16 protein-coding genes and 1 pseudogene are annotated in these 15260 nt (G+C 67.4%); 9 read left to right on the forward strand and 8 right to left on the reverse strand.

The window, feature by feature from the left end:
* Window positions 1-77 precede the first annotated feature (77 nt).
* Window positions 78-1412 carry an SGNH/GDSL hydrolase family protein gene (locus tag GTY47_RS02080; RefSeq protein ID WP_029181180.1) on the reverse strand — a complete coding sequence of 445 codons (1335 nt, stop codon included), beginning with the start codon at window positions 1410-1412 and terminating at the stop codon, window positions 78-80.
* Window positions 1413-1576: 164 nt separating this feature from the next.
* Here GTY47_RS02080 and GTY47_RS02085 point away from each other — a divergent pair, with 164 nt between their 5' ends.
* Complete coding sequence (locus GTY47_RS02085; protein WP_010040031.1) at window positions 1577-2947, forward strand: DUF445 domain-containing protein; 1371 nt, start codon at window positions 1577-1579, stop codon at window positions 2945-2947.
* 99 nt (window positions 2948-3046) lie between these two features.
* On the forward strand, window positions 3047-4534 hold the full coding sequence (locus tag GTY47_RS02090; RefSeq protein WP_010040033.1) for an MFS transporter: 1488 nt from the start codon (window positions 3047-3049) through the stop codon (window positions 4532-4534).
* A 521-nt stretch (window positions 4535-5055) separates the two neighbouring features.
* Here GTY47_RS02090 and GTY47_RS02095 read toward each other — a convergent pair.
* Window positions 5056-5358, reverse strand: coding sequence for a hypothetical protein (locus GTY47_RS02095; RefSeq protein WP_020272524.1), 303 nt, complete (start codon window positions 5356-5358; stop codon window positions 5056-5058).
* A gap of 202 nt (window positions 5359-5560) precedes the next feature.
* On the opposite strand from GTY47_RS02095, the gene GTY47_RS02100 reads away from it, so the two are divergent.
* The 5 genes from GTY47_RS02100 to GTY47_RS02120 all read left to right on the forward strand — a co-directional run bounded on the left by GTY47_RS02100 (window position 5561) and on the right by GTY47_RS02120 (window position 8530).
* Window positions 5561-5983 (forward strand): Hsp20/alpha crystallin family protein, encoded by a 423-nt coding sequence (locus GTY47_RS02100; protein WP_010040036.1) that lies wholly within the window; start codon window positions 5561-5563, stop codon window positions 5981-5983.
* A gap of 149 nt (window positions 5984-6132) precedes the next feature.
* Window positions 6133-6627 (forward strand): DUF2267 domain-containing protein, encoded by a 495-nt coding sequence (locus GTY47_RS02105; protein WP_010040038.1) that lies wholly within the window; start codon window positions 6133-6135, stop codon window positions 6625-6627.
* 83 nt (window positions 6628-6710) lie between these two features.
* The gene (locus GTY47_RS02110) at window positions 6711-7514 is read left to right on the forward strand and encodes an alpha/beta hydrolase (RefSeq protein WP_010040045.1); all 804 of its coding nucleotides are present in this window, start codon (window positions 6711-6713) and stop codon (window positions 7512-7514) included.
* Between the two features lie 67 nt (window positions 7515-7581).
* Window positions 7582-8067, forward strand: coding sequence for a hypothetical protein (locus GTY47_RS02115; RefSeq protein ID WP_010040046.1), 486 nt, complete (start codon window positions 7582-7584; stop codon window positions 8065-8067).
* A gap of 76 nt (window positions 8068-8143) precedes the next feature.
* The gene (locus GTY47_RS02120) at window positions 8144-8530 is read left to right on the forward strand and encodes a VOC family protein (protein ID WP_010040047.1); all 387 of its coding nucleotides are present in this window, start codon (window positions 8144-8146) and stop codon (window positions 8528-8530) included.
* A gap of 476 nt (window positions 8531-9006) precedes the next feature.
* Here the strand turns inward: GTY47_RS02120 and GTY47_RS02125 are convergent, their stop codons facing one another.
* On the reverse strand, window positions 9007-9633 hold the full coding sequence (locus GTY47_RS02125) for an NAD(P)-binding domain-containing protein (protein ID WP_029181182.1): 627 nt from the start codon (window positions 9631-9633) through the stop codon (window positions 9007-9009).
* Between the two features lie 203 nt (window positions 9634-9836).
* On the opposite strand from GTY47_RS02125, the gene GTY47_RS02130 reads away from it, so the two are divergent.
* Window positions 9837-10343, forward strand: coding sequence for a DUF6624 domain-containing protein (locus GTY47_RS02130; RefSeq protein ID WP_010040051.1), 507 nt, complete (start codon window positions 9837-9839; stop codon window positions 10341-10343).
* A gap of 269 nt (window positions 10344-10612) precedes the next feature.
* Here GTY47_RS02130 and GTY47_RS02135 read toward each other — a convergent pair whose 3' ends face one another.
* Window positions 10613-10828, reverse strand: coding sequence for a DUF397 domain-containing protein (locus GTY47_RS02135; RefSeq protein ID WP_010040052.1), 216 nt, complete (start codon window positions 10826-10828; stop codon window positions 10613-10615).
* Entirely contained in the window at window positions 10825-11673 is an 849-nt protein-coding gene (locus GTY47_RS02140; protein ID WP_010040053.1) for a helix-turn-helix transcriptional regulator, read from the reverse strand. The genes GTY47_RS02135 and GTY47_RS02140 overlap by 4 nt, the downstream gene beginning before the upstream one ends.
* A 216-nt stretch (window positions 11674-11889) precedes the next feature.
* Here GTY47_RS02140 and GTY47_RS02145 point away from each other — a divergent pair, with 216 nt between their 5' ends.
* A complete protein-coding gene (locus GTY47_RS02145; RefSeq protein ID WP_010040055.1) occupies window positions 11890-12537 on the forward strand; it encodes an ATP-binding protein in 648 nt (215 codons plus the stop codon).
* 31 nt (window positions 12538-12568) lie between these two features.
* On the opposite strand, the pseudogene GTY47_RS02150 reads toward GTY47_RS02145, so the two are convergent.
* The 3 genes and pseudogenes from GTY47_RS02150 to GTY47_RS02160 form a co-directional block, all read right to left on the reverse strand.
* Window positions 12569-13220 (reverse strand): annotated as a pseudogene (locus GTY47_RS02150) (HAD family hydrolase).
* 46 nt (window positions 13221-13266) lie between these two features.
* Window positions 13267-14238 carry a hypothetical protein gene (locus GTY47_RS02155; RefSeq protein WP_158688411.1) on the reverse strand — a complete coding sequence of 324 codons (972 nt, stop codon included), beginning with the start codon at window positions 14236-14238 and terminating at the stop codon, window positions 13267-13269.
* Window positions 14239-14268: 30 nt separating this feature from the next.
* Entirely contained in the window at window positions 14269-15252 is a 984-nt protein-coding gene (locus GTY47_RS02160; protein WP_010040063.1) for a hypothetical protein, read from the reverse strand.
* Between the last annotated feature and the right edge of the window lie 8 nt (window positions 15253-15260).

Genomic DNA, 15260 nt, shown 5'->3' on the forward strand with positions numbered 1-15260 from the left:
CGCCGGGTCGCGCACCCACCCCGCCACAGCGCCGACGCCAGTGCTCACCAGCAGGCAGTTCTACAGTTCCGTCGGCTCTACAGCTCCGCCGGCACCGACCCCTTCAACGTCTCCAGATCGAACGCCTCCGCCATCCGCGCATATCCCTTGTCACTGGGATGCAGATGATCCCCCGAGTCGTAGTCGGCCCGCAGCCGGCGCGGGTCATAAGGATCACGCAGCGCCTTGTCGAAGTCGACCACCGCATCGAAGACCCGCCCCGCCCGGATTTCCGCGTTGATCTGCTGCCGCACGGCCTCCCGCGCCTCGGAGTACCCCCGGTGCCCACCGAAGGGCATCAGGGTCGCCCCCACGACCTTCAGCCCCCGCGCATGCGCCTGCTCGACCAGCGTGCGCAACCCGCCGACGATCGCGTTCGGATCCGCGAGCCGCGGATTGCGCAGGATGTCGTTGACCCCGAGGTCGATGACGACGACCTTGACGTTCGTCCGCTCCAGCACGTCCCGCCCGAAGCGGTTCAGCCCGCTGGGGTTGTCCGCCGGCCGGCCCAGCCCGTCCGTGAGGACCCGGTTGCCGCTGATGCCCTGGTTGACGACGCTGTAGCGGGGGAGGTCCCGCCCGGCGGCGATCTCCGCGCGTAGCTTGTCGTACAGGACGTCGGTCCACCTGTTGTTGGCGCCCGCGGTGGAGGTGATCCCGTCGGTGAGCGAGTCGCCGAGGACGACGACCGTCCCGTCGGACTCGTTGCTCAGCACGTCCAGCGCGGTCACGTAACGCCAGTACATGGTCTGCTCGGTGTACGGCGCGCCCGTCGCGTCGGCCGTGTGGTCGCCCTGGGCGACGTAGGAGATCTGCCGGGCGTGCGGGTGGTACGTCACCGGGCCGGAGCTGGTCGGCGTGTACGTGGTGATCAGGACGTCCGCGTCGTGCGGGATGGCGATGCGCACGGCGTCGCTCATCACCTGCCGGCCGGGCGGGATGACGACCGTCGGCCCGCCGTTGAAGGTCAGCTGCCGCAGGGTGTCCGAGAGCGCGGCGGCCGTGCCGCTCCCGGCGGCGACGGCGATCGAGGCGCGCGTGATGTTCAGCGGGGACTGGCCGTAGAGATTGGACAGCGTCACGCGGGCACTCGTACCGCCGACACTGGTGTGGACGACGTTGCGCACCGAACGGTCCGCCATGCCGGTCGTCTCCGTCCCCGGCTCGGCGGCTGCCGGGGAGGTGGACCAGGTGCCGACCCAGGTGCCGGTGGAGGCGGGGGCGGCGGAGTTGTTAGGGAGGCGGTCGCCGGTGAGGGCGTTCCGCGTCGGCGTGCCGTCGTCGGACGCCACTCCGACGTATATGGCGGTGGAAAGGGCCACGATCGCTGCGACGACGACGGCCAATAGGGCGTAACCACGACCCCGGGTCATGCTGTGTAGTTCTCCTCGGGCGATGGGAGCCCAAGGCTCCGATCTGATATGCCCATGATGCGTCATGGGCCGGGGGAAGCTCACAGGACCCCGTGGCATTACCCCCTCCCGACAGACGCCGGGAACTCCTGTTCCGTTCCAGGAGTCGGTCAGGAAGGGACAATGTGTGCGGGATCACCGAGCGGGTGGAGCGGATGGAACGGACGAAAGCAGAAGAAAAGGTCGGCGTCGGAGGGCAGCATGCCCGCCCCGGCGTCACCACGAACCGCACGATGGCCACCTTCAGCCCCGCGGACGAGGAGAAGCAGCGCGGCGTACGCCGCATGAAACTCACCGCCACCGGGCTCCTGCTGTTCGTGGCCGTGGTCTACATCCTCGCCAAGTGGGCCCAGAACTCCGGCGCGGGCCCCTGGGCGGGCTATGTCGCCGCGGCCTCCGAGGCGGGCATGGTCGGCGCGCTCGCCGACTGGTTCGCCGTCACCGCCCTCTTCCGCCACCCCCTCGGCATCCCCATCCCGCACACCGCGATCATCCCCACCAAGAAGGACCAGTTCGGCGTCTCCCTCGGCGAGTTCGTCGGTGAGAACTTCCTCTCCGAGGACGTCGTACGGCAGCGGCTGCGCGCCGTCGGCATCGGCAGCCGCCTCGGCGCCTGGCTCGCCGTCCCCGAGCACGCCGACCGGGTCACGGCGGAGCTCTCCACCGCCCTGCGCGGCGCCCTGACCGTCCTGCGCGACTCCGACGTCCAGGCGGTGGTCGGCGAGGCGATCACGCGCCGCGCCAACGCCCAGGAGATCGGGCCGGGCATCGGCAAGATGCTGGAGAAGATCGTCGCCGACGGCGGTCACAAACGGGTCGTCGACCTCGTCGTCACCCGCGCGCACGACTGGCTGGTGCTGCACCGCGACGAGGTGATGGACGCCGTGGAGGGCGGCGCCCCCGGCTGGACGCCGAGGTTCGTCGACCGCAAGGTCGGCGAGCGCGTCTACAAGGAACTGCTGCGCTTCGCCACCGAGATGCGCGACATGCCCGCCCACCCCGCGCGCGGCGCCCTCGACCGCTTCCTCACCGACTTCGCCTCCGACCTCCAGTCGGACACCGACACCCGCGGCCGGGTCGAGCGCCTCAAGGGCGAGGTGCTGGGCCGTGGCGAGGTCCAGGACCTCATCGCCAGCGCCTGGACGGCCGTACGATCCATGATCGTCGCGGCGGCTGAGGACGAGCGCAGCGAACTGCGACTGCGCGTACGGGCCTCCCTGCTGTCGCTGGGCTCCCGGATGGCGGCCGAGCGCAAGGTGCAGGACAAGGTCGACAAGTGGGTGGAGGACGCGGCCGTCTACGTCGTCACCACCTACCGCAAGGAGATCACCTCCCTGATCACGGACACGGTGGCGAGCTGGGACGCCGAGCACACCACGAGGAAGATCGAGGCGAACATCGGCCGCGACCTCCAGTTCATCCGGATCAACGGCACGGTGGTCGGCTCGCTCGCCGGCCTGCTGATCTACACGGTGTCGCACGCGCTGGGGGCGTGAGCCGCGGGGACGTGACGCGCGGGCACGGCGAGGTGTCAGGGCGTAAGCACTTCCGCTCAGGGCACTCGAACCGGGTTCTTCTCGATGAGGAGGGAGCCCATGACCACCGCGCAGGCCGGGACCGGCCGAACCGTCACCACCGACATCCCCGCCCGCCTCGACCGCCTCCCCTGGTCGCGCTGGCACTGGACGATCGTCATCGGCCTCGGCACGGTGTGGATCCTCGACGGTCTCGAAGTCACCGTCGTGGGCAACATCGCCAGCCGCCTGTCGGAGCCCGGCAGCGGCCTGCCCATCACCTCCGGCGAGGTCACCGGCCTGGCGGCCGCCCTGTACGTGGCGGGAGCCTGCTCCGGCGCGCTCTTCTGGGGCCGGCTCACCGACAAGTGGGGCCGTAAAAAACTCTTCATGATCACCCTGGCGGTCTACCTCGGCGCCACCGCCCTCACCGCGATCGCCTTCGACACCTGGTGGTTCTTCCTCTTCCGCTTCCTCACCGGCTTCGGCATCGGCGGCGAGTACGCGGCCATCAACTCCGCGATCGACGAACTGATCCCCAAGGAGTACCGCGGCCGCGTCGACCTGATGATCAACGGCAGCTTCTGGCTGGGCGCGGTCTTCGGCTCCCTGCTCTCGATCATCGCGCTGGACACGGACATCTTCGCGGCCAACGTCGGCTGGCGCCTCACCTTCGCGCTCGGCGCGGTCCTGGCCCTGGTGATCCTCCTGGTCCGCCGGCACGTCCCGGAGAGCCCCCGCTGGCTCCTGATCCACGGCCGTGACGACGAAGCGGAACGCATCGTCTCCTCGATCGAGCGGAGGATCACCCAGGAGCACGGCGAACCGCTGCCCCGCGCGGAGGGCGAGATCACCATCCACCAGCGCCGCAGCGTCTCCTTCCTGGAGATCGGCCGCACGGTCTTCTCCGACTACCGCCGCCGCGCCGTCCTCGGCTTCTCCCTCTTCATCGGCCAGGCCTTCCTCTACAACGCCATCACCTTCGGCTTCGGCGCGATCCTGACGACGTTCTTCGACGTCCCGAGCGGCAGCACCGGCTACTACTTCGCCGTCATCGCACTCGGCAACTTCTGCGGCCCGCTGCTCCTCGGCAAGCTCTTCGACACGGTGGGCCGCCGGGTGATGATCTCCGGCACGTACCTGCTGTCCGGCCTGCTCCTCTTCGGCACGGCCTGGCTCTTCGACCAGGGCTCACTCAGCGCGAGCACGCTGACGGCCTGCTGGTGCGCGGTGCTGTTCTTCGCCTCGGCGGGCGCGTCCAGCGCCTACCTGACGGTCTCCGAGGTCTTCCCGATGGAGACCCGCGCCATGTCCATCGCCTTCTTCTACGCCATCGGCACGGCAGCCGGCGGCATCAGCGGCCCGCTCCTCTTCGCCGACCTCACCGGCACGGGCAAGGTCGGCGACACGGTCCTCGCCTTCCAGATCGGCGCGGCACTGATGTGCCTGGCGGGCCTGGCGGCGGCGCTCCTCGCGGTACGCGCCGAACGGCGCTCCCTGGAGGACATCGCCAAGCCCCTCACGGCAGCGGGGGACACGACGGGACAAGGCAGGAAGGCGACGGCGTAGGGGGCGTAGCTGGCTGCGTGGCCGACTGAGCTGCGGGCAGTCGTGCCGCTGGGGCGATGAGGGTCCCCCTGCTCGAGCGAAGTCGAGAGCTTGGGGGAGGGTGGGTGCAGCGAAGGCGCAGCCGGCGGCGGAGGCCGGACTCGCGAGCGCGGTCGTACCGACGCCGACGCCGATGCCGGCGGCTCCGGCTGCCGCGCCCGCGGCCCTCAACATGCTCCGGCGGCTGATCTGTCGTGTCACGTCGTCGTACCTCGACGTCGTAAGTCGCGTTCCTGCGGGGGACGGTGAGGAGACGGCCGGACGGCGGAGGCGATAACAAGAACTGCGCTATAGTTGATCTGCGTCCGGTCGCCGAACTCCGGTAGACGGACGATGCGTTGGTGGTCCAAGGAAAGACGCCCCGCTTCCTGCGGGGAAATGCAGGTGCAAGGCCTGCCCGGCGCTCCAGACAAGAACCCCGGCCCTGGGTTTCAGGGCCGGGGTTCTTCGCTGTGCGCTCGACTCGTCGCGCCGACCGGCGATCAACCGCGCCGGTCGGCCACCACCCAGGACGCCACGGCCACGGCCCCCGCCACCCCGAACACCGCGGGCCAGGCACCCACCTTCTTGGCCAGCGGATGAGACCCCGCGAAGGCGGCGACGTACGCGGCCGACAACGCCCCCGCGGCCACCCCGCCGGCCTGCTGCCGCCACTGCCGCGCGGCCGCGGCCCCGGCGACGGCGAGCACGGCCCCGCCGAGCGGCCGCTGCCTGGTCCAGCGGGCCACGCCGTACCCGCCCACGAGCCCGCTCGCGGCGATCACCGCACTGGGAACCTTCGCCATACCTGCCTCCTGTGCCTCGCATGCCCGCTCGTGCGGCCTTGAGGCTAACGCCCCAGGTGACAGACGCCGGCGCCGGGGCACCACAAGATCACCTCTCCGATATGAGTCGAGGCTTGTCAAGTTTCCTCCTCCGAGTTATATAAGAAGACGCAGAACGTAAGGGCATCGCACAGGCAGAGCCTGAAGAGAGGAGTGACCAGTGATGCTCATGCGCACGGACCCCTTCCGTGAACTCGACCGGCTCACCCAGCAGGTCCTCGGCCCCGCCACCCGCCCGTCGGCGATGGCGATGGATGCCTACCGCTCCGGGGACGAGTTCTTCGTCCACTTCGACCTCCCCGGCATCGACCCCGAGACGATCGAGCTGGACGTCGAACGCAACGTCCTCAACGTCCGAGCCGAACGCAGGTCCCCCGCCCCCGAGGAGGCGGAGCTGCTCGTCGCCGAACGGCCCACCGGCACCTTCACCCGCCAGCTCTTCCTCGGCGAGACGCTGGACACGGACCGCATCGACGCCTCGTACGAGGCCGGCGTCCTGACCCTGCGCATCCCGGTGGCCGAGCAGGCCAAGCCGCGCCGCATCCAGATCACGGGCGGCGACAGGCCCAAGCAGCTCAGCGGCTGACGGCACGGCACTCGCGTACCCACGCACCCACGGGGGCTGTCCCGAGGACGTCCCACCCGCGGGACAGCCCCGCCCCCAACCCTCACCCCGCCGCCGGAGTGCGAGCCCGGCGGCGTGACGCAGGACCGGATCCGGAGGAAGACCCACACATGAGCGTGACGACGGTGCCCAGTGTGACGACTGCTCTCACGACCCCGAAGACCCTGATCCCCACCCCGCCGCGCCACCACCGCGCCCGAGGCGACGACGCCTGGACCCGGCTGATCGAAGCGGTGCGGGATTCGGGCCAGTACCCCACCAGGTCGGAGGCGGAGCGGGTCACCCGTATCGTCCTGTCCGCCCTCGGCGGTCATGTGATCGGCGACGAACGGGTCGACCTCGCCCGCGCCCTGCCCGAGGAGGCCGCCAGGGTGGTCGCCTCCCAGATCCCGGCCACGCGCCGGCTGACCGCCGCCGAGTTCGTCGACTCCGTCGCGGCCCGTATCGAGGGAGCGACCCCCGCCACGGCCCGCTGGGACGTCAGCTCGGTCCTGAGCGTGCTGCCGCCCCTGGTCGGCGACGACCTGGTGACCCGCATCCTGGCCCAGCTCCCGGCCGGCTACGCCCTCCTGTTCGGCCGAGCGGACCTGAGCCCGGCATCGTAGGCTCCTGAACCGCGTACGACGGTCACCGCCGAGGCGGGCGGTGGCCGTCGGCCACACCGGGAGTCACCGCCAGGAGCCGCCACTTGACCCGCACGAGGTCCGCAACCGCAACTCTCACCACCCCCGACGGCACGCACCTCGCCCACACGGACCACCACCCCGCAGGGGAACCCGCGGCCACGTTCCTCCTCCTGCACGGCCTGGCGGGCCACCAGGGCGAGTGGGACACCCTCGCCGCGCGGCTGTCGGCCGACGGCCACCGCGTGGTGACGTACGACGCCAGGGGCCACGGCGCCAGCACCCGCATCCCGGCGTCCACGACCCGCGCGGCCCATGTCGAGGACGCCGTAACCCTGATCGAGGAACTGGACCTGGCCCCCGTGACCCTGCTGGGCCAGTCCCTGGGCGGCCACACGGCCCTGCTGCTGGCCGCCGCCCACCCCCACCTGGTGCGGTCCCTGATCCTGGTCGAAGCGGGCCCGGCCGGCCCGGCCCCGGATCTCCCCGCCCAGATCGCGGCCTGGCTGGACAGCTGGCCGACCCCCTTCACGTCCCTCGACGAGGCGGCGGCCTTCCTGGGCCACGAGGCCTGGGCGAGAGGCCTGGAGAAACGAGAAGACGGCTGGTACCCGAGGTGGGACCGCCCCACGATCATCGACACGGTCGCCGAACTGGCCACCACCGCCTACTGGCCCGAATGGTCCCGCATCACCTGTCCCACCCTCCTCATCCAGGGCGAACACGGCACGATGCGCCCCGACGAACCGGCCACGATGCTCACCCACCGCCCGGACACCAAGGTGGTCCGCATCCCCCACGCGGCCCACGACGTCCACCTCGACCAGCCGGACCGCCTCTACGAAGCGATCAGGGCCTTCATCGCCTGACCCTTGACCTCAACCAAAGTCGAGCTCCTACGTTGATCGCGACCAGGCAACCACGGGAGGGGATCGCGTGAGCACGCACACGAAGGACCTCAAGGAGTACACCCACGACGAACTGGCCGCCCAGCCGATCGGCGCCTGGACGGGCCAGGCCTACCGCCTGGTCGTGGGAGCCCTCCGCGCCCAACTGGCGGTGGAGGGCCTCACCCAGCCCCACTGGTGGACCCTGAACCATGCCTCAGGCGCCCCCGGCTCATGGCCCCGAGCGACCCTGACCGACCGCCTGACCCCCTACGACGACCTGAACACCGACTTCGACCAGGTCTACGACGACCTGATCGCCCGAGGCTGGCTCACCGAGGACGCGACGGGCGCCATGACCCTGACCGAGGAGGGCGAGGCCGGCCGCCTCCGCGCCCGGGAACGCAACCTCCGCGTCCACGACCGAACCCACCAGGGCATCGCGCCCGCCGACTTCGTAGTGACGATCAACGTCCTGCGCCGGATCGTCGCCAACCTGGGCGGCAACGGAAACCTTCCCGACGGCGGCAAATAGTTCGACAGGGCCCCGTCTCCCCGCCCATCCTGCGGAGCGCACGGCCGCGCATCAACCCACCTGAGGGAGACGACCGTTGAACCCCACCATCCGCCACATCACCTTCGACTGCACCGGAGAGCCCTACGAACTGGCCCGTTTCTGGTCCGAGTTGCTCGGCCACCCGATCTCCGACGAGGACAAGCCCGGCGACTCCGAGGTACTGATCGAGTTGCCGAACGGCGCCCCCGGCCTCCTCTTCGTACGAGTCGAGGAAGGCAAGGCAACCAAGAACCGCATCCACTTCGACCTGGGCCCCACAGGCCGCACCCGCTCCGAGGAGGTCGAACGCGCCACAGGCCTCGGCGCCCGCGTCCTGACGGACCGCACCCTCCCGAACGGCAGGGGCTGGGTCGTCATGGCCGACCCCGAGGGCAACGAGTTCTGCGTCGAACGGGGAGAACTGGACCGGGTGGAGGACTGACGTCAGGACGCTCTGGCTCCGGGGGTAGATCCATGGCACAACGCACTTAGGCCCTGTCGTCAAAGTCTCAGGCCCATAGGCAGGCGAACAGACCAGGCCCGCCGTAGCCCTCCAGACGGGCTCGCCGGGGCTTGGCTGGTCGTACCGGACGCGTATCCGCTGCGAACGGTAGATCGGATGAGCCGGCCGACCTTGGATTTGACCCTCACCTCCTCGCTGTCCGGAGGAGTGAAGGCGACTTCGGGGTAGAAGCGGGGGGCGCCGTCGCCGTCCGTGTCCTCACGGACGGCGATGATCTGCGCCTCTATCCACTGCCCGCGGGTGTAGAGGCAGAAGTTGTTCCACGCCTCCACAAAGGCCCAGACCGAGAGCCATGCACACACGGGGATGAAGCCGCTTCGATGATCTGTTCCCAGCTCACGCGGGGAGGCTACAGCGCTGGTAACCAGGCGGCCCCCCTCATGAACTGTCTTGTTTTAGGCGGAGGGACGGGTGACCACGTTGATGTTGAACGTGTGTGATCCCAGACCGTTGGCGATGCCCATGAAGAGCAGGGCGAAGTGCTCCTGGCCGCGTGCGGTGGTGATGCCGCCGATGTCCAGCTGGGACGACGGGGGCCAGCCGAGGTCGGTGAGCAGCTGGGCTGTGGTCCGTTTGGCTTCGGCGTCGTCCCCGGAGAGAAAGACGGTGCTGGGGCCGTCCAGACTGTCTGGGGCGATCATCACGGTGGAGTCCATGGTGCACAGCGTCTTGACGACGGGGGTCAGGGGGAAGGCTTCCTGGATCTGTTCGGCAAGACTGCTGTTGGGGTGCGAGAGCTCTGTGAAGTCGTCGGAGAGACCGACCCCGACATCGATCAGCAGGGTGTCGGCCAGCGCTGGTGCTCCGATGGAGCGCAGTAAGTCCACGGAGACGGTTCCCGGGGTGGCGTTGACCAGTACCTCTGCGTGGACGGCCGTCTCGCTCAGGCCCGCCACGGGGAGACCTAAGTCTGTCCGCTCTTTGGGACGGCGTGAACCGAGGAGCACGTCGTGTCCTGCGGCGCTCCAGCCGTGGGCCAGTGCTCGGGCGACGTTTCCGGTGCCAAGTAGTCCTATACGCATGGTGTGACGCTAACCGTCGTGAGGGCTCGGCGAATCGGACTACCGGCTCAGGCGAGACTGGCACCAACGGCGTAGGTCTGTGGTCGCTCGCCCCTCGCTACGACAAGACCGCCAAGGCCTGCCAGGAAGTCGTCACCGTGGCCGCGTTGTTGATATCGGTGTAACACCTTGGCGACGACGCCTAGGACATAAGGGAGTTGAGAGTGGCGCACGACATAGCCGCGCTGGCGGAGGAGCTCAAGGCCATGGCTGCGGCCGATCACCAGTCCTCGGTCCACGCGAACAGCGATGACCCCGCCGAGCAACTGGCATGGCGCCGGCTGACCGCACGGCACGGTGACCGGCTGAGCGAGATCATGAACGAGTACGGCTGGCCCACGGCGGACCTGGTCGGCGAGGAGGCCGCCCGCGCGGCTTGGCTGATCGCCCAGCACGCCGACCGACAGCTAGACGTCCAGCGCCGCGCCCTCCACCTCATGCAGCAGGCGGTGACGGCAGGTTCGGCCAGCCCCCGCGAGCTGGCCTTCCTCCGCGACCGCACGCGGGTCAACGAGGGCCGCAAACAGCTCTACGGCACACAGATCGCCGGCGTGAAGGACGGATCACCGGTGCCGTGGCCCTGCGAGGAACCCGAGCGCATGGACGAACTCCGCGCGGAGGTCGGCATCGAGCCCTTCGACGAATACGTCGCCAAGTTCTCACTGACCTGACGCCAGGCACGAAGGCCGGGCCCCAACCGCCCCCCACCACTCACCGTCTACCCGGCGACGGCCCTACACCCCACCCCAACCGCCCCGGAACCGTCAACTCGGAAAACTCGGGAGGTCGTGAGCACCTCACAGCCAACCTGACGGTTACAGCCCGGCTTGAGGTGGTGGAACAGTCCGCCGTAGCCGGGTGATGACCGCCAGCTCGGTGAAACAGCCAGGGGCGGGAGCGCCGTGTGCGTTGCTAGCAGCAGCGTGGCGGGACGCACCCGTTAGCGCGCCACCCCGCCGACCTTCACGGTCTGGACGAAGAAGCGCCAAGCATCGCTTCCCACCACGATCACACCCGCCTCCGCACCCTTTGAGTCGCGGACGAGCGCACCGCCTCCAGCGAAGGCACACTCGACGCACTCGCCCCCGGCACCGTTGCTGTAGGACGACGTGAACCACACCGGACGGCCGCTTCCGCCGGAAGCTTCTATTGTCATCTTGCGTAATCCTTCAAGATCGACTCGATCAACAGGGCCGAGCGTTGAGGACTCAAGGCCGCGGCCCGGAGGCCGTCGAACGCCCTCGTGTACTCACGGACATGATGCTCGCCCTCCAAGTACATGGCATCGGTGATGCCGTCTCGATACACGAGGTCCGGATCCTCCGGGGCCGGGAAACCCAGCATGGTGAACGAACCGGTGGCCGGATAGGTCCCTGAGTCGAATGGAAGGACCTGCAAGGTCACGGTCGGCAGATCGGCCGTCTCCCGGACACGTTCCATCTGCTCTCGCATCAGAGTGTGATCCCCGATGACGTGGCGCAGGGCACCCTCGTTAACGATGAACCAGGCGTCGGGCGCATCCGGCCGCCTCAGCATGGCCTGGCGTTCCATGCGCACCTGCACCGCCTTGGTGATGTCCTCGGCCGACATGTGCGCACCGGACTTGTGGAGCTCGGACGCGTACACCTCGGTCTGCATGAGGCCGGGTACGACCTCGCACTGGTACTGGCGGAAGGTCGAAGCATCCTGTTCGAGGCCGATGTAGATGTTGAACCACTCGGGGACGCCGGCGCCGTGGACCTGCCACCAACCGCGCACTTTCGCCTGCCGGGCCAGCGACTTGAGGAACTCGCGCAGCTCGTCGCTCGTGCCGTAGAAGCGGCACAGGGCATCGATGTCCGACGGCTGGATACGCCCACTGCCCGTCTCCATCCGGTTGACCTTGGAGCCGCTCCAGTCCAGGGCCGCACCGACCTGGGCGCAGGTGAGTGTGCTCGTCTCGCGGAGCTTCTTCAGCTCGATCGAGAGGCGCCGACGGCGTGCCGTTGGTGAACCGGCCATCCCAACCCTCTTTCCGGTAGCGGGCGTTCAGTCTCGCGCCAAGTGTTGTGCTTGCCAATCACACGGAAGTGGGAATCCCGCCGTGCACATTGCACGACGGGATGCGCTGCCAGCACAGTGGTCGACAGCACAACTCAAAGTGATCGTTCGTGACGCTGCGCTTCCCGTGCGGTGTCGACCGCGACGAGAGGGGTCCGCGTGAGCCAGGAAGCATGCATGTCGCGCAAGCCGTGGGAGCTTGCCTTCACGGCTGAACCCGTGGAGGTGGCCGCACTGCGCCGGACCATGCGACTGCACCTAGGCCTTTGGGGGATGCTCGACATCACAGACGAGGCCCAACTGTGCGTCAGCGAACTGGTGTCCAACGTCATCACGCATGTTGGACACGGCACTCCCGCGACGCTGGCTGTCTCCATGCGAGGCACGCACCTGCGCATCGAGGTGCATGACCCCGACACACGTGCGCTGCCCGTCCTCCGCGATCCGAGCACCGAATCCCTGGAGGGGAGGGGCATGGCGCTCGTGGACGCCGTTGCCGATCGCTGGGGTGTGCTGCTACGTCCGGACCGTAAGGTCACGTGGTGCGAGCTGGCCACAAAACTCACCGCACCCAACGGCCACGTGGAAGCACCCAGCGTGATGCGGGCCGAAGCCCTGCTCAGTCTCTACGCCGCTGCTACGCCGTTGCCGTGCAGAACGGGCGTGGGTAGGTTGACCTCGGTCGTGGCGGAGGAGACGGTGATCGCGGCGATCACCGACTTCCTCCACTGGCTCCGAGCCCACGGCCGCGACGCGGACGACACGATCGACCGAGCACAGATGCGTTTCGAGGCCGAGTGCGCCGCTCCGTGTGAAGGGGCGTGAGGAGTCATCGGGCTGAGACCGCATACGATACTCAGCGCGCTGAGGTGTGGAACTCGCGTAGTCGGCCGCTGAGTTCGTGCAGCCCTTCGATGCGGAGGTCGGCAGTTCCAAGGCCTCGGCGGTGTTCCACTGCATGGTGGCCCAAGGCCCGCGATGTACAAGCGCTGTGTGCAAACCCGCCTGCCTGGCAGGGCTGATGTCGCAGCGGTCACCGACGTAGAGGATCTCGCCGACGAGGGGCACGGCGTCGGCCACCCGTTTGAAGGACTCGGGGTCGGGCTTGCTGGCGCCCCAGTCGTCGGACGTACCGATCAAGTCGACGTCGTCGGAGACCAGCGTCCGCAAGATCCCCCGGCGCGTACAGTCTGATTGCCGGCGATACCGAGCCACAGCCCGTCGGCCCGGAGCTGCCTTAGCGTCGGACGGACATCCTCGTACAGATCCTCTTCCTCAAAGCTCTCGGGCTGCCCGGCAGCAGCTCGCTTCTCCCGCTCCTTGTAGAGATCGAAGCCGGGCCGGAACTCCTGGAACGTCTCCCGGTAGTCGCGGCCCTGGGCGATCACGGCCCCGAACATTGCATGGAAGGTATGCCGCGGCACACCCAGCCAGTCGGCCCAAGTGCCGTACTTGCGGGTCTCGTCCACGAGGCACTCGCCGACGTCGAAGACCACTGCGCGAATCATGTGAGAAGACTGTCCAAGGGTCGACGCGCATCGGTTGGGCTCAAGCTCACGACGCAGTGGAGATTTCGGAGGCCGAGGGGAGGTTGAAGTAGGGCTCGGGCCACTCGACGGCGCCGTCTGCGTCCGCTTGGGCCACGTGCTGCAAAAGCAGTGCTGTGGGGTCCTCTATGTTGCGCTTATCATCGCCGATCAGTAGGGGCTCCGTGATGGATATTGAGGGGTAGTCGATGCCTAGCAGTTTGCATATGTGCTCGAAATCCTCGTTCGTGTTTCCGTCGCCGAGGCTGCCGTGGAGGTAGTCGCGTAGGCGTGAACAGATGTCGAGCATCGCATTTCCGCTGTCCGTCACGCTGTATATGCCCCCTTGCGGGCTGTCGCTCTTCAAGAATCCTATGATGAAGAGCCGCTCCGTTTCGAATTGGAGAGCGTTTAGATTGACGTCCAGCGCCTTGGCTGTGTGTCGATGGCTTCGATAACCAGCCCTCTTGACCTGCGACAAGATCTCGAGCGGAAGGCCGGGGCGCCTTGAGGATGCGAAACGGGTCACATCCGCGGAGGTGAGGCCCCCTAAGGCTACTTGGAGGAGGAGGTCCTTGGTGATCTCCTCTTTCAAGAGGTTGTGGACGGTTCTACGGGACTTTTCGTCGTCTGCATCGAAGTCCGCCGGCACCCAGAAGACCCGCAGGCGGGACAAGCTTTTGGGCATGGTCCGGAGGTAGTCCTGGGTAACCTCGGCGAGGCGAGAACGATTGCGACTCTCGTGCCGGGCAATGTATACAGCCGCCGCGATGTCCTCATCGTGGAGAAGGGTTCTGAGGTCCTTGTCGATTCCATCTCCACCATGCCCCCAGAGCGTTTGCCCAGAGATCACTTTTGACCAGTCCTTCTTCAGGTCACAGGAGAAGTCAAAGCGCTTTCGCTGGCCCTCTGTGTAGCCAAATAGCCTGGATTTTGAAGCGCTCTCCATGATGTGGAGGGCCGCTTTTGACAGGAAGACATGCTCATCTGACTCTGGCATGGGTGCTCCAAGGATGTGTGCCGGGTGCTCCTACTTGGCTGAAAATCTCGTGTAGCCATGCGCATCCTGGTAGACGAGGTCGATTCCCTCTGTATGGAGAAGATTTAGTAAGTCACCCTGGGGCTTCTCCGGGAGCAGCACGGTCAGCTTGGGGTCGCGCGGCTTAATGTGTCGCACGAAATCCTTCAGTTGACCAATAGCTATATGTAGCTCATCGCGACTACTGGCGCCCCTAATCGCATACAGTTCATGCGTGGTGGCGTCGTATAGATCAGTCTTGAGCGTCTTGGTCGTACCTGAGATCTTTATTTGGTAAGCACAAACTTCATGCCCACGCTGGGTGAGATGGTCGAGGTACTGCTCTCGCAACGCAGATTGGCGGAGGTCGGCTATGAGGCTCGGCTGCGCAGCCCGCCTGCTCTCTGACGCTCGTTTCCTCTTCGGCTCTACCATTTTGCATGTGACTACCGTGGCGGAAACCTTTTGACTATCGGTTTCTCCCGCGCGCGAGATGACATCCTGGGTGAGGCGCTCATAGTCTCCCTTGGGCCGGAGGCGGAAGACGATGATGCGACGCCGCTCCCCCTCCTCGTCATTCGTCTCGCGCACGGTATACGGCTGCTGCGAGTCCAACTCAAACTCGCCAATGTAACGCTGCCGCTTGGCGGCTGATTTTGAGCCGGGCACCTTGCCTGCCGCCATGAAGACACGGAGAGACCTTCCCGTGTCCGCGTGGCACAGGACGGCAGCGTTGCGGGAGCCGTTCAGTCCCAGAAACGTTTGCTCTCCACGAGTGCCCTGACCGGTGTACTCGAACACCGGCCCGCGCTCGTCCTCTTCCTCTAGCCAGCCGTCCTCATAGCCGTACTTCTTGCCACTGTCGTGATCCACGTAGATGAGGATGTTTGGGGTGGTGTTGGAGGGAATGATCCCTCCCTGTGTTCCTCCGCCGAACAGCTCCTTCATCTCAGCACGCGTGGTCATCAGACCGGGCTTGATCGAAGCTAAGTCCATGCTCCGAC

The organism is Streptomyces sp. SID5464, from assembly GCF_009862985.1.
Lineage (GTDB): Bacteria > Actinomycetota > Actinomycetes > Streptomycetales > Streptomycetaceae > Streptomyces > Streptomyces chartreusis_D.

What these genes read in the sequence shown, in the direction of transcription:
- GTY47_RS02090 (WP_010040033.1), top strand. Translation starts at nt 3,047, where the DNA reads ATGACCACCGCGCAGGCCGGGACCGGCCGAACCGTCACCACCGACATC.
- GTY47_RS02125 (WP_029181182.1), bottom strand. Translation starts at nt 9,633, where the DNA reads ATGCGTATAGGACTACTTGGCACCGGAAACGTCGCCCGAGCACTGGCC.
- GTY47_RS02140 (WP_010040053.1), bottom strand. Translation starts at nt 11,673, where the DNA reads ATGGCCGGTTCACCAACGGCACGCCGTCGGCGCCTCTCGATCGAGCTG.
- GTY47_RS02095 (WP_020272524.1), bottom strand. Translation starts at nt 5,358, where the DNA reads ATGGCGAAGGTTCCCAGTGCGGTGATCGCCGCGAGCGGGCTCGTGGGC.
- GTY47_RS02080 (WP_029181180.1), bottom strand. Translation starts at nt 1,412, where the DNA reads ATGACCCGGGGTCGTGGTTACGCCCTATTGGCCGTCGTCGTCGCAGCG.
- GTY47_RS02105 (WP_010040038.1), top strand. Translation starts at nt 6,133, where the DNA reads ATGAGCGTGACGACGGTGCCCAGTGTGACGACTGCTCTCACGACCCCG.
- GTY47_RS02135 (WP_010040052.1), bottom strand. Translation starts at nt 10,828, where the DNA reads ATGACAATAGAAGCTTCCGGCGGAAGCGGCCGTCCGGTGTGGTTCACG.
- GTY47_RS02155 (WP_158688411.1), bottom strand. Translation starts at nt 14,238, where the DNA reads ATGCCAGAGTCAGATGAGCATGTCTTCCTGTCAAAAGCGGCCCTCCAC.
- GTY47_RS02160 (WP_010040063.1), bottom strand. Translation starts at nt 15,252, where the DNA reads ATGGACTTAGCTTCGATCAAGCCCGGTCTGATGACCACGCGTGCTGAG.
- GTY47_RS02100 (WP_010040036.1), top strand. Translation starts at nt 5,561, where the DNA reads ATGCTCATGCGCACGGACCCCTTCCGTGAACTCGACCGGCTCACCCAG.
- GTY47_RS02145 (WP_010040055.1), top strand. Translation starts at nt 11,890, where the DNA reads ATGTCGCGCAAGCCGTGGGAGCTTGCCTTCACGGCTGAACCCGTGGAG.